We start from the raw sequence: 25,471 nt of genomic DNA, 5'->3' as shown, positions 1-25,471 counted from the left end.
ATCGGAGCGTTGCCCCATGGCCGCCATTCTTGATCTCATCATGGTCGTTCTGCGGATCGCCACATTCATCATCATCATTCAGGCTGTCTTGTCCTGGCTGGTCGGTTTCAATGTGCTGAGCCTCCAGAACCCCACCGTACGCAGTGTCTGGGGTGGATTGCAGCGTATTACCGAGCCGGTTTATCGCCCGATCCGCAACATCCTGCCGCCCATGGGTGGGCTGGACCTGACGCCTATGGTGGTTCTGCTGATCATTTTCTTCCTCGAGCGTGTGATCGCGCGCTACGGCTACGGCATCGTCCCGTTCTGATCGCATGCACAGGCTGATCGTCCGCGTTCAGCCGAACGCCTCGGCCGACCGGGTCGAAACATGGGAAACAGACGCTGCGGGCCGGACCTATTTGAAGGTTCGTGTGCGCGCCGTGCCGGAAGGCGGAAAGGCCAATGCGGCGGTTGAAAAACTGATCGCGAAATGGCTGGGCGTGCCAAAGTCTGCGGTCAGGGTGGTGACGGGCCCAAAGAACCGGTTAAAAGGCCTCGACATTGACGGGCCGCCCGATCTGGCGGCGAAACTGGCCGGGGATCAGGGCAATGAGCGCGCAGGTAATTGACGGAAAATCGGTTGCGGCAGATGTCCGCGCAGACGTGGCAAAGGCGGTCAGCCAATTGCCCGGACAGCCTTCACTGGCTGTGGTCCTTGTGGGGGAAGACCCTGCGAGCCAGGTCTATGTGCGCAACAAGGTGCGCCAGACCGAGGAGGTTGGCATGGTCTCCGTGCACCACCGCCTGCCGGATACGGCCAGCCAGGCCGATGTCGAGACCCTGATTGCAACCCTGAATGCCGATCAAAGCGTCGATGGCATCCTGCTGCAGTTGCCGCTGCCCAAGGGTCTCGATGCTGATGCGGCGATCGAGAAGATCGACCCCGACAAGGATGTCGACGGACTGACCGAAGTGTCTGCCGGTCGCCTGACGCTCGGCAAGCCGGGCCTGCGCCCGTGTACACCGACCGGCTGTGTGATCCTGGCCAAGCGCGCGCTGGGCAGTGACCTCTCCGGCAAACATGTCGTCGTGATTGGTCGCTCTATTCTCGTCGGCAAGCCGGCCGCGCTATTGTTCCTGGCCGAGAATTGCACGGTCACCATCGCGCACAGCCGCACAAAGGACCTGCCGGCCATGTGCCGCGAGGCCGACATTCTCGTGCCTGCCGTCGGACGTCCGCAAATGGTCAAGGCCGATTGGGTGAAGCCGGGCGCGACCATTATCGATGTCGGGATCAACCGGATCGACGCGCCCGAAAAGGGCGAGGGGAAGACGCGTCTGGTGGGCGATGCCGACTATGCCGCCAGCGCGGAAGTTGCGGGTCACATCACGCCCGTGCCGGGCGGGGTCGGGCCCATGACCATTGCCTGCCTGTTGCGCAACACGGTGCTGGCCGCCTGCGCCCGGCGTGGCTGGCCTGTTCCAGACGGTCTGTGAGCCAGTCCTTTTCCCCGCCGGACACGCCGCGATTCCGGCAACTTTGGGAAGATCAGGACGGCCTCTGCGCCCTGTGTGGAAAGCCCATGCCCCCCAGCCGGGCCGATGTGGCGCATTCCACGCTCTGGAAGAAATGGCGGCCGACATTCGACCATATCATACCGCGCGCGCATGAGGGGTCGGACGAGATCAGCAATCTCCGTCTTGCCCATGCCATTTGCAACAAACGCCGAGGCACCGGAAAGGGCTAGGCGAGGCCTGCAGCCCGGACATTCGGCTGGTAGGTACGCCAAACCGGTGCTTCCTGACCGGATTTCAGGATGAGAACCAGTTTGCCATTGGTGCGCCGCGTATCGGCGACGCCATTGTGCGAGACCCACCATGAGCGATGAGTCTGCAGGCCGTTGTCTTCGCCCAGTTCTCGCATCGCATCGGCCAGCCGCATCAGGATCAGTTCTTCTCCCCGGTCTGTATGAACGCGCAGATAGTGATCTTCCGAGGAGATGGCCCAAAGATCTGCCCCCCGATATCGCACTGGCAGGCGCGACAGGAAGCCCGCGACCCGGTCTTCCGGTTCGGCGTCTTCCAACTCGGCCAGTTGGCGGGCCCGATCAATGAGGAATCCGCCCGTCGTGATGACGAGCGAGATCGCCAGCACATAGGCGAATTGGATGGGGATTTGCGCCAGGGAAATGGACGCGCCCAGAAAAGCCAGGAAAATACAGAGTGAGATCGTGACCGGAATTGCAAGCAGGACGGCCGCGGCCACAATTCTCAGGGCCGGGTGGGACGTCTTCATGTGCGTGTGGAAGACAAAGGGTACGACCCAATAGGATGCGACCGACCCGACCAGCATTGTGACGAACCACATCAGGAATCGGAGTTTGAGAGAGCCGCCGGTGCCATAGACTCCGAACCATGTGAAGCCAGCCGCCAGCAGGGTGACGATGCCGAGTGTTTTTCCAATATCCTTCAGGGCTGATGCCATCGTGTCATCCCGTGTATTTCGCGCTTCGTGAATGGGTTTGCAGGTATTTGGCGAAGGATTCCAGCCCGCCCGCGCAATCTGCGTAGCGCCGATCCGGCCCGCGCCACACCCTGTCTTCATCACCCGCCACGGGGCGACCGCCCCACACTATGGAGACATCAAATGAACATCAACCGCACACTCGTATCGATCCTGGCCGCCATTGCCATTGTGCCTGTTTCGGCGTCTGCCGCTGACCTGACACTCAAGGTGGAGAATGTCGGCGAGAATACCGGGGCGCTGCGCATTGCGATCTTCGACGCAGGCGGCTGGTCCGGGAATGACGCTGTTGCGGCGGACAGTGTCGACGTTTCAGAAGGCGCTGATTCCGTCGTCTTCGAAGGGCTGGAGCCCGGCACATACGGTGTGAAGCTGTTTCACGACGTAGATGGCGACGGCGAACTGGCGCGTGGAAATTTCGGTATTCCGACAGAACCCTATGGTTTCTCCAATGACGCGCCGGTTCGCTTTGGCCCGCCAAGCTTCGGCGATGCCGCGTTCGCCCTGCCGACCGATGGCGCCGTCCACACAGTCACGCTGCGCTAAGCCTGTCGCCAAGGAGACCTGCCATGAAAAGCCCTGCCTTTGCCCTGCCATCCGGACTGCCCCGCCTGTCGCTGAGGCGGCCCAGCAACCGCACCGTGATCCTGATCGGCCTTGCCGCCTATGCGGTGATCAGCTGGATGATCCTGAAAAGCGCGGACAATCCTCCAATCCGGTTCAGGCTGGATGCCGCGCGTCTGACCGAGTCGCCGGTCGTGCTAAAAATGCACCTGGCGGGAGCGCTCAGCGCGTTTGGTATCGGCACGGCTTTGATGATGGGCGTGAAGGGCAGGGGGCTGCACAAGCGGCTTGGCTATGCCTGGGTTGTGGCGATGGCGATCACGGCGATCAGTTCCTTCTTCCTGACAGGCCTCAATGGCAACAGCTTCAGCTGGATCCATGGCCTGTCAGCCTGGACAATCATCGGCCTGCCCATGGGCATCGCTGCAGCGCGGCGAAAGGACATTGCGAAGCACCGCAAGGAAATGACCGGAATGTTCACAGGGGGCATGTTGGTTGCCGGCCTGTTTACCTTCCTGCCGGGCCGCATGATGTGGTCGATCTTCTTCGGCGTTTGACCGGAATAAGCCTCTTACCGACCCCTCCAAAGACCGCTACACCTATTGCAGGTAGAGGTACCTTGGAGGGGTAGAATGAAACGTATTGTCATTGCGATTGTCGTTGCAGGGCTCGCGGCGTGTCAGACGCCGGGGCCGATCACCATTCCGGGCATAACGCGCGCGCCGCAGAGTGCCGAAGACGCGCTCGACGCATATTACCGCACATTGCCGGAAGAGTTTTATCCGACCGCGCCCGCCGGATTGCCGCTGCCTTCGAAAGACTCTGTCCTGTCGCGCGTGCTGGTTGGCTCTTGTCATGATGAGGAAGAAGCCGGACCGTCCGATACATTGCAGCGCATCGCCGCCGAAGACGCGGACCTTTTCCTGATGATTGGCGACAATGTCTATGGCGACAAGGACGGCATGAGCTATGCCACCAACCAGGCTGAACTCAACGAACTTCGCGAGAGTTTTGCCGATCTCGCCGCCCGTAGCGACTTTCAGGCCGTGCGGGCAAGCCATCCGATGATGGTGGCATGGGACGACCATGACTATGGCGCCAATGATGCGGGCCGAGAATTTCCGTTCCGTCGTCTTGCCGAGCGCGTGCACGAACGCTTCTGGGGGATCGAGAACATGGATGTCGGCGCCTGGCCCGGCACCTATTATGCGCGCAGCTTTGGCCCGGAAGGCCAGCGCACCCAGATCATCATGCTGGATACCCGCTTCTTCCGGTCGCCGCTGACCGCGACAGACGAGTATGGCGTGACCGGCAAGGAGCGTTATATCCAGTCTTCCGATCCCAATCAGGACATGCTGGGCAATGACCAGTGGACCTGGCTGGAAAACCAGCTGCAGAAGCCGGCGGATTTGCGCCTGATCGTCTCGTCGATCCAGGTCTTGCCGACCGATGGGCATGGCTGGGAAAGCTGGTCGCGCCTGCCAGCCGAACAGCAGCGCCTCTACAGTCTGATCAGTGAGACAGGTGCGAACGGCGTGGTGTTCGTGTCAGGCGACCGGCACGCATCCTTCCTCTATCGCAGTGAGAGGGCGCTGCCATACCCGGCCTATGAGCTGACGGCGTCATCGCTGAATGTGTCGTTCCAGGATACGACGGACGAGATGGACTCAGCACAGGTCGGCGAAGGCTTTTCGCAGGACAATTATGGTGCAATCGGCATCGATTGGGCCGCTGGGTCTGTCGATCTTGAGATAAAAAACGCCGCAGGCGAGACGGTTCGTCAAACAACCGCCCAATTCCGGTAGCTATGCCACGCGGCAACGGAAAGGCCGCCTGTAGATTATGACCGATACCCGCAATGTCTTCGCCCTCATCCTGGCGGTGATGATCCTGCAAATTGCGGGCGGCTTGTTGAGCATGTTGACCCCGCTTGGGCTCGAAGCGCTGGGCACGGCGCCCCAATTCATCGGTGGCATCGCCGCGCTCTATGCGACGGGCTTCATGCTGGGGGCATGGACCGCACCTGCAGCGCTTGCCTCCTTTGGCAACATCCGCCTGTTCGCTGCTGCCGCAGCAGTCACTTCGGCGGGGTCCATTGCCTTGTCACTGTGGTATGAGCCCGGCTTCTGGGCCATCGTACGCATCGTACAGGGTGTCAGTTTTGCCTACATGTTCACGAGCGTGGAGAGCTGGTTGGGTCAGGCCGTGCCGGACAAGTCGCGCGGCAATGTCATGGGCCTGTATCACATGGGCGCGAAACTCTCGCTGATGATTGGTCCGTTCTTCGTGGCCGGCCTGTCGCCGCTCGACAGCCGCGCCTATAGCTGGGCCGCATTGTTTCTGACCTTGGCGCTCGTGCCGATCTGCCTCACACAGCAGGAACAGCCGGAAGCGCCGGATCGCAAGGCAATGCCGATTGGGCGCCTGTACAAACTGGCTCCGGCGGCTGTCATCGGGGTGATGCTGGCGGGCGTGATCAATACCGGTACGCTCGCTTTGCTGCCGATCTATTTTGAAAGCTTCTCCATTGGCGGGGGAGGGACGGCGGCTGCCGCAACCGCCCTGGCGGCTGCGTGGCTGGGCGGCTTCATCATTCAATGGCCTGCAGGGCGGTTGTCCGACCGAATCGAGCGCCGATTGGTGATCGCGGTATTGTGCGCCATTTCGGGCATGGCTGCGATGGTGATCGCGATATTCGGACGCAGCCTCGGAGAGGTTGGCGTGATGATGGTGCTGGTCGTGTGGGGCGCCGGTGCGTTGACGTTTTTTGGATTATGCGTGGCCCACGCCATTGACCGAACCCCCAAGGGAAAGATTCCGCAGGTCATGTCCGGTCTGCTTTTCATTTGGGCCGGTGGATCAATTGTGGGGCCACTATTGTCGGGTATCGCCATGCGCGGTGCAGGTGCGACAGGCCTGTTCGGTCTGTCTGGCTTGTTGCTCATCCTGTTGGCGTTGATCATGGTCTGGCGGGTTTCCGCAAGGGCAGCTCCGGAAGAGCACCAGCAAGAGGATTGGAGCCCGATCCTGCCAACGCCTCTGGCCAGCGTGGAACTCGATCCGCGCAATCCGGACCGGGAAGCCGAAACCTGAGTCCAGACTTGAGTACTCAGCTGGTTTACGGGCCTGCCAAGACTGTTATATAGCGCGGACAATCAAACGGGCCGGCCTGTGCCGGCTCTTTCCGCAAGCCAGGGCAGACAAGGCAAGTTTCCATGAACATACACGAATACCAGGCCAAGGCCGTGCTGAAATCTTTCGGCGCTCCAGTGGCAGAAGGCGTACCCGTTCTTTCTCTCGATGATGTGCAAAAGGCGGTCGATACGCTGCCGGGGCCGCTCTGGGTCGTGAAGTCCCAAATTCATGCCGGTGGACGCGGCAAGGGCAAGTTCATCGAAGCCGCAGCTGGCGAAAAGGGCGGTGTTCGCCTCGCCTTCTCCAAGGAAGACGTTCTGGAGCACGCCAAGGCGATGCTGGGCAATCACCTCGTCACCGCGCAGACCAGCGATGCTGGCAAACAGGTCAACCGCCTCTACATCGAAGACGGCGCCGACATTGACCGCGAACTCTATCTCTCCCTTCTGGTCGACCGCGCCACAGGCCGCCCGGCCTTTGTTGCCTCTACTGAAGGCGGCATGGACATCGAGGAAGTTGCGCACGAGACGCCTGAGAAAATCCTCACCCTGCCAATCGACCCGACGGCTGGTGTGACCGAAGCCGATGCGGCGCAGCTCTGCGACGCGCTGAAGCTGGACGGTGCGGCCCGCGAAGATGGCATGAAACTCTTCCCGATCCTCTACAAGGCCTTCATCGAGAAGGACATGGCGATGCTCGAGATCAACCCGCTGATCGTCATGGAAAATGGCCGTCTGCGCGTGCTCGACGCCAAGGTCAGCTTTGACGGCAACGCCCTGTTCCGCCACCCTGACATTGTCGAGCTGCGGGACACGACCGAGGAAGACGAAAAAGAGATCGAGGCCTCCGAATGGGACCTCGCCTATATCGCCCTCGACGGCACGATCGGTTGCATGGTCAACGGCGCGGGCCTCGCCATGGCGACGATGGACATCATCAAGCTGTACGGTGAAGAGCCAGCCAACTTCTGTGACGTTGGCGGCGGTGCAAACGCCGAGAAGGTCGCTGCGGCCTTCAAGATCATCATGAAGGACCCGAACGTCAAAGGCATCCTGGTCAACATCTTTGGCGGCATCATGAAGTGCGACGTCATCGCCGAGGGCGTGATCGCCGCGGTGAAAGAGACCAACCTCGCTGTGCCGCTGGTTGTGCGCCTCGAAGGTACGAACGTCGAAATGGGCAAGGAAATCATCAAGAATTCCGGCCTGAACGTCATCCCCGCCGATGACCTCGACGACGCCGCCCAGAAAATTGTTGCCGCTGTTAAAGAGGCCTAAGGAAACATGTCCATTCTCATCGACAAGAATACCAAAGTCATCGTCCAGGGCCTGACCGGCAATACGGGCTCTTTCCACACCAATCAGGCGCTGGAGTATTACGGCACGCAAATGGTTGCCGGTACGCACCCGAAGAAGGCTGGCCAGAAATGGACCGCTGACAACGGCACCGAACTGCCGATCTTCGCCAATGCCGGTGAAGCCGCCAAGGCAACCGGCGCCAATGCGTCCGTGATCTACGTGCCGCCAGTCGGCGCTGCCGCCGCCATCGAAGAAGCCATCGATGCGGAAATCCCGCTGATCGTCTGCATCACCGAGGGCGTTCCTGTGCTCGACATGGTGCGTGTGAAGGCGAAACTGGAAAAATCCAAGTCACGCCTGATCGGTCCGAACTGCCCCGGCCTGTTGACGCCGGAACAGTGCAAAATCGGCATCATGCCCGGCAAGATCTTCCAGAAGGGCACTGTTGGCGTTGTGTCGCGCTCCGGTACGCTGACCTATGAAGCCGTGTACCAGACCTCTCAGGCGGGCCTCGGCCAGACATCTGCAGTCGGTATCGGCGGTGACCCGGTCAAAGGCACCGAGTTCATCGACGTGCTGGACATGTTCCTGTCCGATGATGAGACCCAATCGATCATCATGATCGGTGAAATTGGCGGCAGTGCCGAAGAGGAAGCTGCGCAATTCCTGATCGACGAAGCCAAAAAAGGCCGGAAAAAACCGATGGTCGGCTTTATTGCGGGTCGGACTGCGCCGAAGGGGCGCACGATGGGCCATGCCGGTGCTATCGTTTCAGGTGGCCAAGGCGATGCCGAGAGCAAGATTGCGGCGATGGAAGAGGCGGGTATTCGCGTTTCCCCGTCACCTGCACGTCTCGGGACAACCATGGTCGACGTATTGAAGGGTTAGCGCCCGGATATACATCTAAGCCAGGACGGCCCGTCCGGGCCAGTCTGGCGAGGCCAGCATCTGTCCCCGCACAGGCCGTCCTGGAGAACTTCAGTCCCGGTAGGAACCGGGCAAGTATTTTGTTTCTTAATGTCAGGGAACAGGTCCCAAAGGACGGATTGAAAATGGCAGATGATGGCAGCCCGGTAGACGGCTCGCGCGGCGCAGGTAACAGCGCCATGCTGGAAACAGCGTTCCTGTATGGCGGCTCGGCCCAGTGGCTGGAGCAGATGCAGGCCGCATATGCGAAGAATCCCGCGTCAGTTCCCGAGAGCTGGCGCGAATTCTTTGCAGAATTGGGCGATGATTCGGGCGACGCCGCGCGCAATGCCGGGGGCGCCAGCTGGAAACGGGGCGACTGGCCCCGTCCGGTCAGCGACGAACAGATCGCGGCTTTCGATGGCAACTGGGCGCTGGTCGAGCCAAAGCTCGAGAAAAAGCTGAAATCTGCCAAGCCGGGCGCCTCTGCCGAGGAAATCGCGCAGAACGTCAAGGATTCGATCCGCGCGATCATGATGATCCGGGCCTACCGCATGCGCGGCCACCTGGCCGCCCAGCTGGACCCGCTTTCGCTCGACACGCCCGAAAAACAGCCTGAACTGGACCCGGCCAGCTATGGCTTCGGTGCAGAAGACATGGGCCGCAAGATCTTCATCGATGGCTATCTTGGTCTGGACCATGCGACGGTCAGCGAGATGCTCGATATCCTGCAGCGGACCTATTGTTCGACCATCGGCATCGAGTTCATGCATATTTCCGATCCGGAAGAGAAGGCCTGGCTTCAGGAGCGGATCGAAGGCCCGGACAAGGGCGTTGCGTTCACGGATCAGGGCAAGAAGGCGATTCTCGCCAAGCTGATCGAAGCGGAAACCTTCGAACGCTTCCTGCACAAACGGTATCCAGGCACGAAGCGCTTTGGCCTTGATGGCGGTGAAGCGGCGGTGCCGGCGCTGGAACAGATCATCAAGCGCGGCGGCGCGCTTGGCGTGCGCGAGATCGTTGTCGGTATGCCGCACCGTGGTCGCCTCAACATGTTGGCCGCTGTGATGGGCAAGCCCTACGAGCAGATCTTCCACGAATTCCAGGGCGGTAACACGCAAGGCGCGGGCGAGTTTGGCTCGGGCGATGTGAAATACCATCTCGGCGCGTCGTCTGACCGCGAGTTCGACGGCAATGAAGTTCACCTCTCGATGAACGCCAACCCGTCCCACCTGGAAGCGGTGGATCCGGTTGTGCTGGGCAAGTCGCGCTCCAAGCAGGAAATGCTGCATCGTGAGAGCGGGACGCTGGACCGCTCGACTGTGCTGCCATTGCTGCTGCACGGCGACGCCGCCTTTGCGGGGCAGGGCGTCGTGTCGGAATGTTTCGCATTGTCGGGCCTGTCGGGCTATCGCACAGGCGGGACGATCCACTTCATCGTGAACAACCAGATCGGCTTTACGACAAGCCCTATCTATTCGCGGTCTTCTCCGTACCCGTCGGATGTCGCTCTGATGGTTCAGGCACCGATCTTCCACGTCAATGGGGATGATCCGGAAGCGGTCACCTATGCGGCCAAGATCGCGACCGAGTACCGCCAGAAATTCGGCAAGGACGTTGTCATCGACATGTTCTGCTATCGTCGCTTTGGGCACAATGAGGGCGACGAGCCCATGTTCACCCAACCGGTGATGTACACCAAGATCAAAGGTCATGCCTCGACCCGTGAGATCTATGCGGAACGCCTCGTCAAGGAAGGCATTCTGACGGCTGAGCAGGTCGAACAGCAAGTCGTCGATTTCGAAGCCTATCTCGACCGCGAATTCGAAGCCGGCAAGACATTCGAAGCCAAGAAGGCAGACTGGCTGGACGGCGAGTGGAAAGGTCTCGGCCTGCCCGATGATGACGAGCGCCGTGGCAAGACCGGCGTGGCCAAGAAACGCCTGCAAGCGCTTGGTCAGACCATCACCACAGTGCCAGAGGGCGTTGACATTCACCGCACGCTTGCGCGCGTCATTGATGCACGGGCGACGGCCATCTCAAAAGGGAAGGGGCTCGATTGGGCGACGGCGGAGCATCTGGCTTTCGCGACCTTGCTGGATGAGGGCTTCCCGGTCCGTCTGTCCGGTCAGGATTGCGGTCGCGGGACGTTCTCCCAGCGCCATAGCCACATCATCGACCAGACCAATGGTGATCGCTACACGCCGCTGAACAATATCAGCGACAAGCAGGCCCATTACGAAGTGATCGACTCGCTTCTGTCGGAAGAAGCTGTTGTCGGATACGAGTACGGATATTCGCTGGCCGACCCGAACACGCTGACCATGTGGGAAGCCCAGTTCGGGGACTTCTCGAACGGTGCGCAGGTCTTCTTCGACCAGTTCATTTCGTCGGCTGAGCGCAAATGGCTCCGCATGTCGGGCCTGGTCCTGCTCCTGCCGCATGGCTATGAAGGTCAGGGTCCGGAGCATTCCTCGGCCCGGCTCGAGCGCTTCCTGCAAATGTGCGCGGAAGACAATTGGCAAGTCTGCAATCTGACGACGCCGGCGAACTATTTTCACGCCCTGCGCCGCCAGATCCATCGCGACTTCCGCAAGCCGCTAATCATCATGACGCCGAAATCCCTTCTGCGTCACAAGCTGGCAACGTCCAGTCTGGACGATCTGAGCACGAAGTCGTCCTTCCACCGCATCTTGTGGGATGATGCCGAGACGCCGGGCCGTGAAGGCAAGGTGAAACTCGTCAAGGACAACAAGGTGCGCCGCGTCGTCCTGTGTTCGGGCAAGGTCTATTATGATCTGTTCGAGGCGCGCGAGGAAAGCGGTGTGGACGATGTCTATCTGCTGCGCGTCGAGCAATTCTATCCGGTGCCACGCAAGTCGCTGATCCATGAGTTGAAGCGCTTCCCGCAGGCCGAGATTGTCTGGTGTCAGGAAGAGCCACGCAACATGGGTGGCTGGACATTCATTCGGGACGAGCTGGAATGGTGTGCGAACCAGGCTGGATCATCCTCTCCGCGTCCGTCCTATGCGGGTCGTCCGCCATCTGCTGCTACGGCAACAGGTTTGCTGTCCAAGCACAAAGCTGAGCAGGATTCCCTGATCTCAACAGCCCTTGGCAAAGACCCTGTAGCTGACAACATCGTCGCCACCTGATTCTGATTTATTACAAACGGACTGATTTCATGACCGATATCACAGTGCCTACTCTCGGCGAGAGCATCACCGAAGCCACAGTTGGCCAATGGCTGAAAGCCAAAGGCGACGCTGTGAAGAAAGATGAAGTGCTTGTCGAACTCGAAACAGACAAAGTGTCTGTCGAGGTTTCCGCCACCGAAGACGGCGTCTTGTCCGAGATTCTCGCCAATGAAGGCGACACGGTCGAAATCGGCGCGCTGTTGGGCAAGCTTGGTGGTGGGTCCGGCGCATCGGCGAAGTCCGAAACGGCTGCGGCGGCACTGCCGGCACATGGCGGTCCGAAGGATCCGGGCGGCGTTCCGGGCAAGGCCGACAAGGGCGAACTGATGGATGTCGAAGTGCCGACCATGGGCGAAAGCGTCGCCGAAGGCACGCTGTCTACATTCCTCAAGGCACCAGGCGATGCGGTCAAGAAAGACGAGACAATCGCCGAGATCGAAACCGACAAGGTTGCACTGGAAGTACCTTCACCCGCTGACGGCATTGTCGCCGAACTGCTGGTTGGTGAGGGGGACTCGGTTACGCCGGGATCTGTTATTGCGCGCATCAGCGCGGGCGGGTCGGCTGCGGCCGCTGCGCCGGCGGCGTCGAAACCTGCAGCCACCACATCGGCTCCTGCCGCAACGGGCGAGCGCCCTGTCTCTCCATCCGTGCGCCGCATTTCATCAGAAGCCGGCGTGAACCCCGCTGATATTCCAGGCTCAGGCCGTGATGGCCGCGCGACAAAGGCTGACGCGATGAATTATGTGAACAGCACGCCGAAGGCTGCTTCGGCTCCGGCAGAAGCCAAGGCACCGCGCGACATTGGTCCGCGGGAAGAGCGCGTCCGCATGACGCGCCTGCGCCAGACAATCGCTCGCCGCCTGAAAGAGGCTCAGGACAATGCGGCCATGCTGACGACATTCAATGATGTCGACATGGGCGCGATCATGGACCTCCGCAAAAAGCATCAGGAAGCTTTCGTTGCCAAACACGGCATCAAGCTGGGCTTCATGAGCTTCTTCGTGAAAGCGTGCGTCAACGCACTGAAGGAAGTGCCTGCGGTGAACGCCGAGATCGATGGCACGGACATTATCTACAAGAACTATTATGACATCGGCGTCGCGGTCGGCACCGACAAGGGCCTTGTTGTGCCAGTTGTGCGCGACTCCGATGACCTGTCTCTGGCTGGCATTGAGAAGTCTATCGCAGACCTTGGCAAACGCGCCCGCGATGGCTCGCTGACGATTGGCGACATGCAGGGCGGTACGTTCACCATCTCCAATGGCGGGATCTATGGCTCGCTGATGTCGACCCCGATCCTGAACCCCCCACAGTCCGGCGTGCTTGGCATGCACCGGATCGAACAGCGCCCTGTGGCCATCAATGGCGAAGTCAAGATTCGCCCCATGATGTATCTGGCGCTGTCCTATGACCACCGGATCGTGGATGGCAAGGAGGCCGTGACCTTCCTCGTCCGCGTCAAGGAAGCTCTGGAAGACCCAGAGCGGATGCTGCTCGAAGTCTAGGCCTTCGCGGTCAGCCAGCCTCGGATAAGTCCTGCCTGCATGCACTGTGCGGGCAGGGCAAATCCAGCACTCTCCATCATGTGTTCAACCTTTGCCGGTCCGTGGCAGGCAAACTGTGAGCCGAACATCTGCTGGTAGTGAGCCCGACCCTCCGGGGTCATGCCCGTACGGGACAAGAGGTTCAGCCAAAGCTCCATCACCATCGGGAAGTCGGGCGCGTTCATGTTGGCGCACAAGTCGGCATTGAAGAGCGGTGCACCGGGGCGCAAGCGATCCGCGATGGAACGGAAGTAAGCGGTCCGCGAGTCTGCCTGGGTCAGGAAGTGCGAGACGAGCAGACTGGTTGCGCCCTCAAAGTCGAATGCTTCGACCTCCGAGACATAAGCATTGTGAAACGTGCAGCGCGCCGCGAAGCCTTCAGCCTCCGCATGTCGGCGAGCGACATCCAACATGGCGCTGGAAGGATCAATGAGCGCAAACTGCCATTTGGGAAATCGTGTGGCGAGGTAGCGGACTTCAGCGCCGGTCCCGGCCCCGGCGACAAGAATGCGTGCATTGTCCGGCAGTTTTCCCAAACCGGTTTCCAGTATCAGATGCAGCAGCCCCTTGATGGCCTGCAATTCTTCAAACTGATTGTCATATGCTGCGGCATGATCCGGGCCGAAGGCTTCAGACAAAGCGAACTTGTCTTGCGACATGGGAAGCTCTCCATACATGTTATTTTATAACATTAACGTTTGACCCATGTGACCGCAACCGGAAAAACAGTCGAGAATGCCTTTGCGGGGTTTTTTGCGAAATTGACGTGCGGGTTCACGAAAAAGGGCAGGTGCGTTTCTGCACCTGCCCATTCGCGTCGTCCCCTTATCGCGGCCTGCCAGGGGGGCGTCTCCCCACCCTCCGCGATGTGTTGTATTTATTACGCGTCACAACACAGGTTATGTACATAAGGGGGGCTGATTGAATGGTTCCCCAATGCCTTGTTATTTCACGTTCATTTGATCCGAGGTAGCAAAAGCGGTACGCTTTGGTGCGCTCCGTAGTCGAAATCGACTTCAATCCCTAGTGTGGGTGAGCGCACACAAACGGAGGCGGTGGGCATGTGCTGGGCTGGCATTTTCCAAGCGAAATTTGTTGGCACGCGCAACCAGGGGCTCCCCCAATGCGTATCTGATTGAGCCTCAACTGGCGCAACACAACTAAAGGGGACTAACTTCAATGGACGAATTCTGGCGAAATACGGTCGATCAGGCGCAGGCCTATGGTCCACAGCTGATCAAGGCCGCCTTGGTCATGATTGCCTTCATCATCGGCGCTTTCATCGTGCGCTGGCTGATTGCGGCAGCCATCGACCGGACAGGTCTGGCCAAGAAAGCCAACGCATCAACGGCCACCAGTGACAGCAAATCGCTTGGCACCAGCCTTGCGCAAGCGGCATTCTGGGTCACGATCCTGATAGGTTTGATGCAAGCGCTCGCGATCGCAGGCGCAACGCAGATTTCGAGCGCGCTACATGGCGTGATCGATCCGATCCTGTCCTATCTGCCAAATGTCATCGGCGCGGCACTGATCTTCGGCATTTTCATCATTATTGCCAATGTCGTGCGTGAGACGCTGAAAGCCGTACTTGTATTCGGTGACGGCATGCCGGAACGCTTCGGCTTGGCGACCGGACGCGTAAACATCTCCGGCATTGTGGCATCCGTGGCATTCGCCGTTCTGGTGATCATCGGCGCTATCATGGCGTTTGATGTGCTGGCCATCGAGGCGATCTCCGCCCCGGCAAATGAGCTGCTGACCGACATTATCGGCATTATCCCGAATGTACTGGCCGCTGGCGTGATCCTCGCAATCTTCGTGCTGATCGGCCGATTTGTTGCCAATCTGGTGCTGAAGACGCTGCCAGGTACAGGCGTGGATTCGGCTGTTTCCGAACTTGGCCTGCTCAAGGGCGCAGATGGCGGGCTGACTGCCAGCACGGTAATTGCCCGGGTTGCGATGTTCCTGATCGTGCTGCTTGGCCTGGTGGCTGCGCTGAACGCGCTGGGAATTGAGTCGCTGACCTATGCGATGAATGTTGTGCTCGATATGGGCGTCCAGATCATCTTTGGCGCGCTGATCATCTTCGCAGGCGTATTCATTGCCAAGCTTGTGAGCTCGGCCATGGATTCTACTGGGGCAGGGGCAACGGATGTCACTGCACGCGTTATGAAATGGATCATCATCGTGCTTGCCGTGATCCTCGGCATCTCCCGCATGGGCCTCGACCCTACGGGTGGCGTGTTCATTCTGGAAGTCGCCAAATGGATTGTCATCGGCGGTGCCGCCGCTTTTGCCATCGCCTTTGGTTGGGGTGGCCGCGAATGGGCCGCCCGGATCCTCGAATCCTGGCGCAGCACACGCTAGACAGCGCTCAACCCATAAAACAGGGGGCCGCTCGAAAGGGCGGCCCTTTTTCATGTCCATGTGGTCTGGAGGCGCTTCGTCGCAGCTGCTTTGTTGCGGTGGCGATTGGGGTCATATATGCGCAAACCTCTCGGCAACAGGGCATAATCCGCATGACCACCTACACTTCCGATCAGCGACGTCACTCATCCGAGACGGCTGAAACCATGTCCGATGTTCGTTATGAGATCGACCGGATTGATCGTCTGCTCGTCGAAATCCTGGCAGAGCGCCAATCCTTCATGGATGCTGCGGCGCGTATCAAGCCGGACCGGTCGAAAGTGCATGACAGCGCGCGGATCGAAGATGTCGTGACAAAGGTTAAGGCTGCTTGCGAAGGCGCGGGCTTGTCGCCGGCCATCGCCGAGCCGGTCTGGCGGACCTTGATTGACCGTTGCATTGCGTACGAGTTCGGCAGCTATGACGCGCGGCGTGGCGGCGACGACGTAAACTCGTAAAGCACCTGGGCGACCTCTTCGAGCGTGTCCCCCAGCGCATCCTTGATATCGCTGATCATGACTGCAGCGGCCGTGACGCTGGGCGGGGTCTCTGACCGGCCGGCTTTTTCGGCTTTTTCACATTTCGACGCCAACAGGATGGCACCAATACCAAGGCTGGCGCCCTTGAGCGTGTGAGCGGCGTCGGCCCATTGGCTCGCCTCGGCGTGCGGATCCAGCATACGTGACCAGATTTCGGCCTGATGCCGGAAGATTTCGATGACTTCCACGGCGAGATCATTGTCGCCTCCGGTCATTGCTTTGAGGTGCTCGCGATCGAGTAAGGCAAAGGTCTCGGTCATGTCAGGCGTCTCCCACAGAATTTGACCGTGACACGAGGCTGCTGCCCAATCGTTAATGATTTTAGCTTTTCAGAGAATCTTTGATCGGGCTGAATTTATCGATTGTCGAAAAGGCAAACTTGAATTATTATTCATCTGTGCCGAGTTTTGACGTGGCACAATTCGTATTTGGCTCTGGGGAATTACGATGTTGGATTTCGTCGTGTTGGTTCGTAATCTGGTTTTGGCAGCTGCTTTGGCGTGGCTGGGACTGGAATTTGCGCCGGAGCAGGATGACAATTCCGAAGCAGCCCGTCAGGACTCTGTGGTTACGGCCCTGCTGGCCCGTTAACGCATTCGGCCTTCCAAACCTAGAAATGCACACATTCTGGTCTCGCGCCGGTCGAATTGTCGCGGTATACTCCGGCTATGACCGAGCCGTCTGCCGCTCGCCCGTCTGGCCGCGATCTGCTTGTCAGGCAAGAGGCGTCTGAAAACTTCGAGCTCGCCCGCAGTGGTGGCAGCTGGATGGTTGTGACCGGTTTTGTCGTTGCAATTTTCTGGATATTCGGCGCGGCTGCGATGGCAGTGGGCCTTTGGGGTGTTGATGGCCTGAAGGAATTACAACCATTGGTCTTGGTCGGCGGAGCCATGGCATTGGTCGTCCCGGCGCTGCTGATGATCATGGCGGGCTATATGGGGCGCACCAATCGTCGCTCTTCTGCCTCGAATGCGCTGGTGATGGAAGCCGCCGTTCGCCTGATGGCTCCGGCGCGTGAAGCTGGCACCGAGGGCATCACTTTTGCCGAACAGATGAAACAGGCCGCAGCTGAAGTGGATCGCGCCATGGCGCATGCGCTGTCAGCGATGAAGGCCATGGCGGGAGAGATCGGAGACGAGCGCCTGCGGTTGGAATCGGTGGCTTATGCCAGCGCGGACAATGCCCGCGACCTGACCGAACGGCTTGGCCAGGAAAGACAGGCTCTGGAAGGACTCGCCCGAGACCTGCGCACGCATATGCAATCTCTGAACGAAGCCATCCCGCGACAGGCCCAGATGATGGTGAGTGCCACGCGTGAAGCCAGCGAAGAGGTGTCCCGCGCCGATGAAGCGCTGGCGCGCCGTCTGGAAGCCATGCAGGTGGCGGGTCGCACATTGTCTGAGAAGCTGATCGAGCTGGATGCGCTCGCAGGTGATGCTGCCACGCGCACCGAAACGCTTACCTTTGCGGTCACACGCGTCGAGGAAAAGCTCGACCAGTCCCGCCGCACGGTAGACGCCGCTGTGCGGGCAGGGGAGATCGCTGCAGCTGCCGCAATGACAACCGGCGACGCCTTGAAAGATGCCGTATCTTCAGCCCTGGATGGTGCTCGCCGGGCGAACAACGAAATCAATACTTCTACGCGCGAGGCCGCCGAAAACGCGGCGCGCGCATTGGCCCGGCTGCGCGAAGCCGGCGAGGAAGCTGCCGCAGCGATCCGCTCGGCGGAGTATGCCGCCAAGGCCGACACGGTCCGGATGGACCACAAGACACGTGAAGCTGCGTCTCTGGCGTTGGCGAGGGATGATCTTGCGAAACCGGTCGTGCCTGAGCGCGCGCCTGAGCCGGAGCCGAAACCCAGCATCATTCCCGCTTCCGCACACCAGTCCGACGAGCTCCACGACGATGACGGTCTACATGATGACGAAGCGTTCGAGCCAATGCCTGTCCGCAATGGCAATGGGCATACGAATGGTTTCCATCTTGAGGACCGCAACGGCCACACGCCAGAAATGCCTGAGACCCCCGTCGCGCCAAAACCCAAGCCTGCGCCACGTGCCAGCATGGATGACGAACTGTTCGATGCGGCGGCCGACGCCTTGGCCAGCGCTGCGCTGACGGACAAGCCGGACACATCGGCGCAGGACGACACCTGGGATCTGAGCCGCGCCCTCGAAGAGAAGACACCTGAACCGGTGACGCAGCCCCTCCGCCGCCGCCATGATGACACACCCGCCGTTACCGAAAGCCCATTCGATGAAACGCCGCGCCGGCGCGCAACAGACTTGGTCCCTGACGAATCTGATATTCTGGAGCCCGAGCCAGTAGACGAGCCGATGCCGCTCGTACCTGTGCGGCCGTCCTCGCCGTCATCGGGTGCGGAAATGGGCTGGCGCGACATCATTTCGGATATGAGCCGCGAGGACAAACCCCTGCGCGACCGTGAAGATGTCGCCGACGAACTGATCGACCGGCTGCAGACGTCCGGTATCGTCCTGCCCGAGGCAATCCGCCCGAAAGCCAAACGCAAGATTGCCGAAGCCGCCCGGCGCGGCGACAAGGAGCGCAAGTCTGCAATCCTGTCCCAGGCGGGTCGCCAGGTGGAGCGCGTCACACAACGCCTGCGCAATGACCGCGACCTGATGGATCTGGCGCGGGACTTCCTCGATATGGAAGCTGACGACGCGTTGCACGCGCTGGAGCAAACGCAGAAGACTGGCCGCAATGCCAGCGCCCGGCTTGCCGCTTATCTGCTGCTTGATGCGGCACTCTGATCAGCCGCCAAGCAATACAATCCCAATCACACCCGAAGCCACGAGCAGGATACCTGCCAGTTCGCGCGCCGTGATGCGCTCGCGAAAGACCACATGTGATGCAATCAGGGTAAACAGGATTTCGACCTGACCGACAGCCTTTACGCTGGCAGCGTCCTTGAGCGTGAACGCCATGACCCATGCCATTGATCCGAGGAAGCCGATCAGGCCAACCCATCCGGCTTGTCGCCATGCCCCGAACAGCTTGGCGACCTGGCCGGGCTCGCGCAGTCCGAGCCAGCCGAGCAACATGACCGACTGGATTATCGTGACGAAGGCGAGCGTGGTTGTGGTGCTGAGCAGCAGGCCGACCTCGCCAAGCGACAAGGATGCGCCGCGAAGCGACACGGACGATACGGCGAAACAGGCTCCCGACAACAGCCCGATCCAGAGCGAACCGTCCGGCGTCCATTTGTGCCCGTCAGCTTTGGAAAGCGAGATCAGGATGATCCCCAAAATGCTGGCAATGATCGCCAGAAGGGCGGGCAAGGTGAGCGTATCGCCGAGCAGGATAATGCCGACGAGCGCAGCCTGAACAGGTTCGGTCTTGGTAAAGGCCGTGGCAGCCGCGAAATTGGCCCTGGAGAACAGATGGATCAGTAGTCCGGTCGCGAGCACCTGACTGATCCCGCCTATAATCGCATAAGCAAAGAAGGCAGCGGGCGGCGCGGGCAGGGGCGTGCCCCGCCCGATGATCAACACCGCCAGCAGGCCGACTGCCAGCGGCGCTGCATAGACGAAACGTGAGGCCGTCGCGCCCCATGTGCTCAGCGTCTGCTTCAGCTGTTTCTGAAGCGCTGAGCGACCATTCTGGCAGAATGCAGCCGCCAGCGTCATGGGAATCCAGAGATCCATGCAGCAATACTCTTTGAGAGGAGACGGGGCGTGCTAGGCGGCCTGCGACCGCTTCGCTTTGCGCGCTTCCAACTTGTTCACGGCGTGGAGGTAGGCTTTTGCACTCGCGACAAGCGTGTCCGGATCCGAGGAACGACCGGTCGACATGATGCCGTCGCTGTTGAGACGAACAGACACGGTCGCCTGGGCATCGGTGCCGCCAGTGACGGCGTGGACCTGATAAAGCTCCAGCTTGCCTTCATGCGGCACGATCTCGCGAATGGCGTTGAACACCGCATCCACTGGGCCATTACCGCGGGCGATGGCGAATTTCTCTTCGCCGTCCACAACGAGATCAATCTCGGCCGTTTGAGGGGCGTCTGTTCCTGCAACCACACGCAACCGCTTGAACGCGATCCGTTCGCCTTCTGCAGCCAACTGGTCATCGACCAGTGCGATAATGTCATCATCGAAGACGTGCTTCTTGCGGTCGGCAAGGGCCTTGAAGCGCTTGAACGCATCATTCAAGGGATCGCCTTCCATCGTGTATCCGAGCGCTTCCAGCTTGTCGCGGAAGGCGTGACGACCGGAATGCTTGCCCATGACCAGTGATGTCTTGGCAACGCCGACATCTTCGGGCCGCATGATTTCATAGGTCTCGGCATTCTTCAGCATGCCATCCTGATGGATGCCGCTTTCATGCGCGAAGGCGTTCTTGCCCACGATCGCCTTGTTGTACTGGACCGGGAAGCCGGTGATGCGGCTGACCATGGCAGAGGCACGGGAGAGATAGGCGGGTTTGATGTCGGTCTCGAAGGGCAGCGTATCGCTGCGCACTTTCATGGCCATGACAATCTCTTCCAGCGCGGCATTGCCGGCACGTTCGCCGAGACCGTTGATGGCGCATTCCACCTGACGCGCGCCATTGGCGACGGCATTGATGGAGTTCGCGACAGCCAAGCCAAGGTCATTGTGGCAGTGGGCCGACCAGATGACCTTGTCAGAGTTCGGGATTGTCTCGATCACACGGCGGAACAGGGCGCCATACTCATCCGGATGTGAGTATCCGACCGTGTCAGGCAGGTTGATTGTGGTTGCACCGCTGGCAATGGCCACGTCGATACATTTGCACAGGAAGTCGAAATCGGTGCGCGTGGCGTCTTCGGCGCTCCATTCAACATCGTCAGTATGGTTGCGGGCCTGGGCGACCGAGCGGCCTACCGCTTCGAGCACGGCATTCGGCCCCATTTTCAGCTTGTGCTTCATATGGACCGGGCTGGTCGAGATGAAGGTGTGAATGCGTGGGCGGGCCGATTTCTTCACGGCTTCGGCGCAGCGCTCGATATCGTTCGGCGTCGAACGGGCGAGGCCGCAGATGATGGCTGACTTCGACTGTTCGGCAATGGCGCTGACGGCGGCGAAGTCGCCTTCGGAGGCGGCAGGAAAACCGGCTTCGATCACATCGACACCCATGGTTTCCATCAACTCGGCGAGTTCGAGCTTTTCATTATGGGTCATGGACGCGCCGGGTGATTGCTCACCGTCGCGCAGGGTCGTGTCGAAGATACGGATATGAGGATTGGATGACGTGGACATTTTGGAGCTACCGGGTCTGGGAATGGGAAATAAGGCTGGTGATCACCCCTGACCGCGCGGCTGCCCTGGCTGACCTAGGCAGACATCACCGGCCAGGGGCCGGTAAGCAGTAGCTGAAGAGGCATTTTATTCCACATGGGGTGTTACATCGGCCTATGGGGCGGCGGTGTCAACCTCGTTTTGCGGGATCAGGGCAACAGATTGCCCGGTTTTGCGCATCCGGGCACGGGCATAGGCGGCGATGGCAATATAAACGCCGACGGCGGCAGCGGCCGCTGCAATAGCAACCAGTGGATTCCCCGTGAAGGCAGCAAGCAGGCTTTGACCGGCGAAGGCGATCAGGGCGATCTTGGGAATGATCCCCACCCCCATGCCGGCCCAGTAATGGAGAAATTTCGCATGACTCACGCCGAAAGCCATATTGACCAGCAGGGCAGGGCCCGCAGGCACATTGCGTACGATCGCGCTCGTCATCATGGCATTGCGACCAACGAACGTGGATAGCTTGTTGGCGGTTTCACCCGCATACCGGCGAAACGCTTTTTCGCCTGCAAGGCGCCCGGCATAGAAGGTGGCGGCGCCTGCCACCATGTTGGCGATCCAACCAAACATCGCGCCGAGCCAGGGGCCAAACATGGCAATCGCGATGGCCAGCAATGCAAATTGGGGAATGCCGAGAAAGGCGCCGACCACAAATAGCAGGATCAAAGCTGGCAGGGCCCACGGGCTGGAGGCGATATCCTGCATGAGGGCCTGCAAGGTGGCGATGTCCAGCAGATTGGTCGTCTTGCCGATTGCGAACAGCAAGATGATTACAGCCAGCGCGATACCTCCAATGATGGCGCCGCGACGGGCATTGGCATCCAGGACTTTCTTGGGGGCGGGCCGAGTATCCATGACAGGGGGCTTTCAAGCTCGAGCCGATTTACGTCAATCCGCCGCCTGCCGCAAAGTTAATTTCAGCAGTGGTTGATCCCGTTGGTCCCCCCGGATACGTACTCCGCCGAACTCTAGTGTCGCTTAAAAGGATTCCGCGCATGACAGACCTCTCCCCTCGCCATGACTGGACCCGAGATGATATCGCGAAACTCTACGCCTTGCCGTTGGACACGCTGATGGCGCACGCATTGACGGTGAAGCAGGCCAACTGGCCGGATGGGAAAGTTCAGAAGTCTCAACTGCTATCGATCAAGACGGGCGGCTGTGCTGAGGATTGCGGCTATTGCAGCCAGTCAGCCCATTTCGATACCGGGCTCGATGCCTCGAAACTGATGCCGCTCGATGAGGTGGTCACCGCCGCGCGCAGAGCCAAGGAAAATGGCGCGGACCGGTTCTGCATGGGAGCGGCCTGGCGCAGCCTGAAGGATCGCGATGTCCCCAAAGTTGCCGCCATGATCGAAGCCGTGAAGGCCGAAGGGCTGGAAACCTGCGTCACGCTGGGCATGCTGGATGACGGCCAAGCCGAAGCGCTGAAATCGGCCGGGCTCGATTACTACAATCACAACCTGGACACTTCACCGGAATATTACGGCAAGGTCGTCTCCACTCGCACCTATGATGATCGGCTTGAAACGCTGGGGCGTGCGCGAACGGCTGGCCTGAAGCTCTGTTGTGGTGGCATTCTGGGAATGGGTGAAAGCCGAGAGGACCGGATTGGCCTGATCCATGAATTATCCAAACTGACGCCGCACCCGGAAAGCGTTCCGGTGAACATGCTGGTGCCGATTGAAGGCACGCCGCTCGGCCACAGTCCGGCCATTTCGGTCATCGAGATGGCGCGGGCCATTGCCGTCTGCCGGGTCGTGTTTCCACAAAGCTGGGTACGTCTGTCCGCGGGCCGCGAAGGCATGACGGAAGAGGGGCAGGCACTCTGCCTGCTGGCGGGTGCGAACTCGATTTTTGTCGGCGACCGCCTTCTGACAACCGACAATCCGGAAATCGACGAGGATGATGCGCTGATGGGTCAGATGGGCCTGGAGGCCGCCGGCCGGGCAGAAATGGAAGCCCCGGCGCGGCGGACCACGCTGATCGGCGGCTGATCCCTATCGGGTCTGCCCACCGTCCACAGGCACGATGGCACCGGTGATGAAGCTGGCCACCGGGCTGAGCAGGAAGGCTGCCGCTGAGCCGATCTCTTCAGGCTTGCCGAAGCGCTGGAGCGGGACTTCGCGCTTGATCCAGCGGGTCCAGGCGTCTCCACGCTCACCATTGATGCGTTCTTCCCATTCTCCATCCGGGAAGATGATGTTTCCAGGAGCGATGGCGTTGATGCGCACATTGTTGCGGCCGGATACCCGGGCGAGTTCCTTGGTCAGATGGTTCATCGCGGCTTTTGACGTGCCATAGGTCAGCGGCGTGCCGAGGCCGGTGAGGCCTGCAATCGAAGAGATCATCAGGATGGCGCCTTCGCCACGCGGGTCCATGCGTCGCAAGGCCGACCGGGCTAGGAAGAAGGCGGAATCGAGGTTTTGCGAAATGCCGGCATCCCAGGTGGCGTCGTCGACTTCAAATCCGGGCGGACAAGGGTGCAGGCCGACATTGGCGACCGCGCCCCAAAGCTCGCCGAGTTCGTTCTCGATCGTGTCTATCATCGTCTCGACCGTGCGGGAATCGCGCAAGTCTCCGGCGCGGGCCCAGACATTTTCCTCGCCATACTGGGCGGCGAGCCGCGCACGTTCCTGTTCCAGCTTCTCTTCCCCACGAGCGGCGAGGGCGACTTTCGCGCCTTCTGCGAGGCAGGCCTCTACGATGCCAAGGCCAATGCCCCGGCTGGCGCCTGCAACGAAGATGGTTTTTCCCTTTAGGCCCAGATCCATGTGCGTTTCTCCCTTTTGGTTATGCCCAGCAGACTAGACGCCGCGTCGACAAAAGAAATCCCCGCCCTCAGGGAAGGCGGGGAAGGATGAGGTGCATATCTCAGGATCAGGCCGCCTTGCGATAGCGTTCATTGACGCTTTCATCGAGACGTGGGGACCGGCCGGTAGCGATTTTGACAAGGCGTTCCAGGGCCGGGAAGAACCGGGCGCGTTCCAGGACCGGATTGGTGTAGTTGGTAATGACGCAATAATGGGTGTCCTTGCCCATGCGGTGATGGGCGGCGTGATGCTGGAAGGACTGGGCGAAGCCGGTTTTCTGCAGGGCGTTGATCAAACGGCCATTCTCCTTCGGGCTGCGATGGGCAGCGCGATGGAACTCATTGGCGAAGACGCCGAACAGGACAGCCGAACCGGTGAACAGGTTCAGCGTGCCCGTGGCCCAGAAGCCGGCGAGGAACAAGGCGCCAAGCACGAAGACTTCCTTGTTGCGCGACAGGAATGAGCCAGCCAGAAATGCACGCGGTTTGAAATGGTGTTCCTGATTGGCGCGGATCGTATGGCCCAGCACAGGCCATTTCGGATTTCCGTACCGGTCTTCAAACCAGTGGATGAGGCCTGAAATGAAATCGGCCAGAAACAAGCCTCCGAAAACGGACGCGGCGGTTTTAAGGGCAGTCGCGACAATCGTGACCGGCATGGGGTCATCTCCTTCTTGCTGTCGAACACTCTTGTGAGGTTAGTATGTGATCATTTGCTCGCAAAAGAGGGCGAAATTGTGGCAAGTGAGAGATCAATCACTCGATTCCTGTCCGGGTCTGAGAGCAGCAGGAGAGGGATCTATTCGTCGCGCAGGGGTTTGCGCGTGATCACATAGACAGCACCGACGGCGATGAGGCCGAGGCCTGAGCCCAGTACCCACGGCTTATGATAAGCAAACGCGGTGACAATCAATGCGGCCAGGCCCATACCGCAAACAGCGGCGATTTTCGCTTCACGCGCCATGGCGCCCGTTTCGAGGAAGGTCTTGATTGCCGGGCCGACGCCCGGCTGACGATAGATCCAATCCGCCCAGCTGGGATTGGATTTGGCAAAGGCCAAAGCGGCGACAATCCAGAAAATGGTCGTGGGCCACACCGGTAAGGCAAGGCCTATCGCGCCGAGCGCGAATGCCACAACTCCGACTGCTCGCCAGATCCACATGAGAAACCCATTCCGCGCTGTGGGGTGGCTGGCAACCCCCAAAGCAGGCCACCTCAGCTGAATGCGGCTGAAATTTGCAAGAATTTCTTTGATTTGACCCATTCACGCCCTGTT

Annotated in this window: 26 protein-coding genes; 17 read left to right on the top strand and 9 right to left on the bottom strand. The window is 60.0% G+C overall.

From position 1 onward, the window contains the following. Window positions 1-16 precede the first annotated feature (16 nt). The 4 genes from B2344_RS14290 to B2344_RS14275 are packed head-to-tail and all read left to right on the top strand — an operon-like array spanning window position 17 to window position 1,730. Complete coding sequence (locus tag B2344_RS14290; RefSeq protein WP_034810489.1) at window positions 17-310, top strand: YggT family protein; 294 nt, start codon at window positions 17-19, stop codon at window positions 308-310. 4 nt (window positions 311-314) lie between these two features. Further along, a complete protein-coding gene (locus B2344_RS14285; protein WP_206991350.1) occupies window positions 315-611 on the top strand; it encodes a DUF167 family protein in 297 nt (98 codons plus the stop codon). Then, window positions 592-1,479 carry a bifunctional methylenetetrahydrofolate dehydrogenase/methenyltetrahydrofolate cyclohydrolase FolD gene (gene folD, locus B2344_RS14280; RefSeq protein ID WP_206991349.1) on the top strand — a complete coding sequence of 296 codons (888 nt, stop codon included), beginning with the start codon at window positions 592-594 and terminating at the stop codon, window positions 1,477-1,479. Before B2344_RS14285 ends, folD begins: the two co-directional genes overlap by 20 nt. Further along, window positions 1,476-1,730, top strand: coding sequence for an HNH endonuclease (locus tag B2344_RS14275; protein WP_290479969.1), 255 nt, complete (start codon window positions 1,476-1,478; stop codon window positions 1,728-1,730). Before folD ends, B2344_RS14275 begins: the two co-directional genes overlap by 4 nt. Here B2344_RS14275 and B2344_RS14270 read toward each other — a convergent pair. Further along, window positions 1,727-2,467 (bottom strand): LytTR family DNA-binding domain-containing protein, encoded by a 741-nt coding sequence (locus B2344_RS14270; RefSeq protein WP_290485451.1) that lies wholly within the window; start codon window positions 2,465-2,467, stop codon window positions 1,727-1,729. The two genes, B2344_RS14275 and B2344_RS14270, sit on opposite strands and share 4 nt — an antisense overlap. A 162-nt stretch (window positions 2,468-2,629) precedes the next feature. On the opposite strand from B2344_RS14270, the gene B2344_RS14265 reads away from it, so the two are divergent. From B2344_RS14265 to odhB, 8 genes are all read left to right on the top strand, one after another. After that, window positions 2,630-3,052 carry a DUF2141 domain-containing protein gene (locus B2344_RS14265; RefSeq protein ID WP_290485450.1) on the top strand — a complete coding sequence of 141 codons (423 nt, stop codon included), beginning with the start codon at window positions 2,630-2,632 and terminating at the stop codon, window positions 3,050-3,052. Between the two features lie 23 nt (window positions 3,053-3,075). Beyond that, complete coding sequence (locus tag B2344_RS14260; RefSeq protein WP_290483588.1) at window positions 3,076-3,627, top strand: DUF2306 domain-containing protein; 552 nt, start codon at window positions 3,076-3,078, stop codon at window positions 3,625-3,627. 75 nt (window positions 3,628-3,702) lie between these two features. Further along, entirely contained in the window at window positions 3,703-4,875 is a 1,173-nt protein-coding gene (locus tag B2344_RS14255) for an alkaline phosphatase D family protein (RefSeq protein WP_290485449.1), read from the top strand. A gap of 37 nt (window positions 4,876-4,912) precedes the next feature. Further along, complete coding sequence (locus tag B2344_RS14250; RefSeq protein WP_206991344.1) at window positions 4,913-6,163, top strand: MFS transporter; 1,251 nt, start codon at window positions 4,913-4,915, stop codon at window positions 6,161-6,163. Between the two features lie 122 nt (window positions 6,164-6,285). Continuing rightward, window positions 6,286-7,482 carry an ADP-forming succinate--CoA ligase subunit beta gene (sucC, locus tag B2344_RS14245; protein WP_206991343.1) on the top strand — a complete coding sequence of 399 codons (1,197 nt, stop codon included), beginning with the start codon at window positions 6,286-6,288 and terminating at the stop codon, window positions 7,480-7,482. A gap of 6 nt (window positions 7,483-7,488) precedes the next feature. Then, the gene (sucD, locus tag B2344_RS14240; RefSeq protein WP_034810499.1) at window positions 7,489-8,391 is read left to right on the top strand and encodes a succinate--CoA ligase subunit alpha; all 903 of its coding nucleotides are present in this window, start codon (window positions 7,489-7,491) and stop codon (window positions 8,389-8,391) included. Window positions 8,392-8,555: 164 nt separating this feature from the next. Continuing rightward, window positions 8,556-11,564 (top strand): 2-oxoglutarate dehydrogenase E1 component, encoded by a 3,009-nt coding sequence (locus tag B2344_RS14235; RefSeq protein ID WP_290485448.1) that lies wholly within the window; start codon window positions 8,556-8,558, stop codon window positions 11,562-11,564. Between the two features lie 29 nt (window positions 11,565-11,593). Further along, window positions 11,594-13,114: a 2-oxoglutarate dehydrogenase complex dihydrolipoyllysine-residue succinyltransferase gene (gene odhB / locus B2344_RS14230; protein ID WP_290485447.1), complete on the top strand. Its 1,521-nt coding sequence runs from the start codon at window positions 11,594-11,596 to the stop codon at window positions 13,112-13,114. Here odhB and B2344_RS14225 read toward each other — a convergent pair. Beyond that, complete coding sequence (locus B2344_RS14225; RefSeq protein ID WP_290483584.1) at window positions 13,111-13,812, bottom strand: class I SAM-dependent methyltransferase; 702 nt, start codon at window positions 13,810-13,812, stop codon at window positions 13,111-13,113. The genes odhB and B2344_RS14225 overlap by 4 nt on opposite strands. A gap of 520 nt (window positions 13,813-14,332) precedes the next feature. Here B2344_RS14225 and B2344_RS14220 point away from each other — a divergent pair. Then, a complete protein-coding gene (locus B2344_RS14220; RefSeq protein WP_034810502.1) occupies window positions 14,333-15,520 on the top strand; it encodes a mechanosensitive ion channel in 1,188 nt (395 codons plus the stop codon). 152 nt (window positions 15,521-15,672) lie between these two features. Next, window positions 15,673-16,017, top strand: a complete 345-nt coding sequence (locus B2344_RS14215) for a chorismate mutase (protein ID WP_051607406.1) — start codon at window positions 15,673-15,675, stop codon at window positions 16,015-16,017. On the opposite strand, the gene B2344_RS14210 is transcribed toward B2344_RS14215, so the two are convergent. Continuing rightward, window positions 15,978-16,358 (bottom strand): Hpt domain-containing protein, encoded by a 381-nt coding sequence (locus B2344_RS14210; protein ID WP_206991339.1) that lies wholly within the window; start codon window positions 16,356-16,358, stop codon window positions 15,978-15,980. The genes B2344_RS14215 and B2344_RS14210 overlap by 40 nt on opposite strands. 187 nt (window positions 16,359-16,545) lie before the next feature. Between B2344_RS14210 and B2344_RS14205 the strand changes: the two genes are divergently transcribed. Both B2344_RS14205 and B2344_RS14200 read left to right on the top strand, forming a co-directional pair. Next, window positions 16,546-16,689, top strand: coding sequence for a hypothetical protein (locus tag B2344_RS14205; RefSeq protein WP_156947764.1), 144 nt, complete (start codon window positions 16,546-16,548; stop codon window positions 16,687-16,689). Between the two features lie 77 nt (window positions 16,690-16,766). Beyond that, complete coding sequence (locus tag B2344_RS14200; protein WP_290485446.1) at window positions 16,767-18,872, top strand: hypothetical protein; 2,106 nt, start codon at window positions 16,767-16,769, stop codon at window positions 18,870-18,872. Here B2344_RS14200 and B2344_RS14195 read toward each other — a convergent pair whose 3' ends face one another. The 3 genes from B2344_RS14195 to B2344_RS14185 all read right to left on the bottom strand — a co-directional run bounded on the left by B2344_RS14195 (window position 18,873) and on the right by B2344_RS14185 (window position 22,238). Then, window positions 18,873-19,766: a DMT family transporter gene (locus B2344_RS14195; protein ID WP_290485445.1), complete on the bottom strand. Its 894-nt coding sequence runs from the start codon at window positions 19,764-19,766 to the stop codon at window positions 18,873-18,875. Between the two features lie 33 nt (window positions 19,767-19,799). Beyond that, window positions 19,800-21,341 carry a 2-isopropylmalate synthase gene (locus B2344_RS14190; RefSeq protein WP_034810507.1) on the bottom strand — a complete coding sequence of 514 codons (1,542 nt, stop codon included), beginning with the start codon at window positions 21,339-21,341 and terminating at the stop codon, window positions 19,800-19,802. Window positions 21,342-21,494: 153 nt separating this feature from the next. After that, window positions 21,495-22,238, bottom strand: a complete 744-nt coding sequence (locus B2344_RS14185) for a TVP38/TMEM64 family protein (protein WP_290479958.1) — start codon at window positions 22,236-22,238, stop codon at window positions 21,495-21,497. 140 nt (window positions 22,239-22,378) lie between these two features. On the opposite strand from B2344_RS14185, the gene bioB reads away from it, so the two are divergent. Next, window positions 22,379-23,380: a biotin synthase BioB gene (bioB, locus tag B2344_RS14180; RefSeq protein ID WP_290483581.1), complete on the top strand. Its 1,002-nt coding sequence runs from the start codon at window positions 22,379-22,381 to the stop codon at window positions 23,378-23,380. A 3-nt stretch (window positions 23,381-23,383) separates the two neighbouring features. Here the strand turns inward: bioB and B2344_RS14175 are convergent, their stop codons facing one another. The 3 genes from B2344_RS14175 to B2344_RS14165 form a co-directional block, all read right to left on the bottom strand. Continuing rightward, on the bottom strand, window positions 23,384-24,157 hold the full coding sequence (locus B2344_RS14175) for an SDR family NAD(P)-dependent oxidoreductase (RefSeq protein WP_290485444.1): 774 nt from the start codon (window positions 24,155-24,157) through the stop codon (window positions 23,384-23,386). 106 nt (window positions 24,158-24,263) lie between these two features. After that, a complete protein-coding gene (locus B2344_RS14170) occupies window positions 24,264-24,854 on the bottom strand; it encodes a fatty acid desaturase CarF family protein (RefSeq protein ID WP_206991334.1) in 591 nt (196 codons plus the stop codon). Between the two features lie 140 nt (window positions 24,855-24,994). Continuing rightward, the gene (locus B2344_RS14165; protein ID WP_290479955.1) at window positions 24,995-25,357 is read right to left on the bottom strand and encodes a YbaN family protein; all 363 of its coding nucleotides are present in this window, start codon (window positions 25,355-25,357) and stop codon (window positions 24,995-24,997) included. Window positions 25,358-25,471 lie beyond the last annotated feature (114 nt).

The sequence above is a fragment of the Hyphomonas sp. UBA3195 genome (genome assembly GCF_002366485.1).
In the GTDB taxonomy this organism is placed as follows: Bacteria; Pseudomonadota; Alphaproteobacteria; order Caulobacterales; family Hyphomonadaceae; genus Hyphomonas.
Note: the sequence above shows the minus strand (reverse complement) of the source record. Positions and strands in the feature narration are given on the sequence as shown.

Coding starts and splice junctions, on each gene's coding strand:
- B2344_RS14290 (WP_034810489.1), top strand. CDS start 17: ATGGCCGCCATTCTTGATCTCATCATGGTCGTTCTGCGGATCGCCACA.
- B2344_RS14285 (WP_206991350.1), top strand. CDS start 315: ATGCACAGGCTGATCGTCCGCGTTCAGCCGAACGCCTCGGCCGACCGG.
- folD (WP_206991349.1), top strand. CDS start 592: ATGAGCGCGCAGGTAATTGACGGAAAATCGGTTGCGGCAGATGTCCGC.
- B2344_RS14270 (WP_290485451.1), bottom strand. CDS start 2,467: ATGGCATCAGCCCTGAAGGATATTGGAAAAACACTCGGCATCGTCACC.
- B2344_RS14265 (WP_290485450.1), top strand. CDS start 2,630: ATGAACATCAACCGCACACTCGTATCGATCCTGGCCGCCATTGCCATT.
- B2344_RS14260 (WP_290483588.1), top strand. CDS start 3,076: ATGAAAAGCCCTGCCTTTGCCCTGCCATCCGGACTGCCCCGCCTGTCG.
- B2344_RS14255 (WP_290485449.1), top strand. CDS start 3,703: ATGAAACGTATTGTCATTGCGATTGTCGTTGCAGGGCTCGCGGCGTGT.
- B2344_RS14250 (WP_206991344.1), top strand. CDS start 4,913: ATGACCGATACCCGCAATGTCTTCGCCCTCATCCTGGCGGTGATGATC.
- sucC (WP_206991343.1), top strand. CDS start 6,286: ATGAACATACACGAATACCAGGCCAAGGCCGTGCTGAAATCTTTCGGC.
- sucD (WP_034810499.1), top strand. CDS start 7,489: ATGTCCATTCTCATCGACAAGAATACCAAAGTCATCGTCCAGGGCCTG.
- B2344_RS14235 (WP_290485448.1), top strand. CDS start 8,556: ATGGCAGATGATGGCAGCCCGGTAGACGGCTCGCGCGGCGCAGGTAAC.
- odhB (WP_290485447.1), top strand. CDS start 11,594: ATGACCGATATCACAGTGCCTACTCTCGGCGAGAGCATCACCGAAGCC.
- B2344_RS14225 (WP_290483584.1), bottom strand. CDS start 13,812: ATGTCGCAAGACAAGTTCGCTTTGTCTGAAGCCTTCGGCCCGGATCAT.
- B2344_RS14220 (WP_034810502.1), top strand. CDS start 14,333: ATGGACGAATTCTGGCGAAATACGGTCGATCAGGCGCAGGCCTATGGT.
- B2344_RS14215 (WP_051607406.1), top strand. CDS start 15,673: ATGACCACCTACACTTCCGATCAGCGACGTCACTCATCCGAGACGGCT.
- B2344_RS14210 (WP_206991339.1), bottom strand. CDS start 16,358: ATGACCGAGACCTTTGCCTTACTCGATCGCGAGCACCTCAAAGCAATG.
- B2344_RS14205 (WP_156947764.1), top strand. CDS start 16,546: ATGTTGGATTTCGTCGTGTTGGTTCGTAATCTGGTTTTGGCAGCTGCT.
- B2344_RS14200 (WP_290485446.1), top strand. CDS start 16,767: ATGACCGAGCCGTCTGCCGCTCGCCCGTCTGGCCGCGATCTGCTTGTC.
- B2344_RS14195 (WP_290485445.1), bottom strand. CDS start 19,766: ATGGATCTCTGGATTCCCATGACGCTGGCGGCTGCATTCTGCCAGAAT.
- B2344_RS14190 (WP_034810507.1), bottom strand. CDS start 21,341: ATGTCCACGTCATCCAATCCTCATATCCGTATCTTCGACACGACCCTG.
- B2344_RS14185 (WP_290479958.1), bottom strand. CDS start 22,238: ATGGATACTCGGCCCGCCCCCAAGAAAGTCCTGGATGCCAATGCCCGT.
- bioB (WP_290483581.1), top strand. CDS start 22,379: ATGACAGACCTCTCCCCTCGCCATGACTGGACCCGAGATGATATCGCG.
- B2344_RS14175 (WP_290485444.1), bottom strand. CDS start 24,157: ATGGATCTGGGCCTAAAGGGAAAAACCATCTTCGTTGCAGGCGCCAGC.
- B2344_RS14170 (WP_206991334.1), bottom strand. CDS start 24,854: ATGCCGGTCACGATTGTCGCGACTGCCCTTAAAACCGCCGCGTCCGTT.
- B2344_RS14165 (WP_290479955.1), bottom strand. CDS start 25,357: ATGTGGATCTGGCGAGCAGTCGGAGTTGTGGCATTCGCGCTCGGCGCG.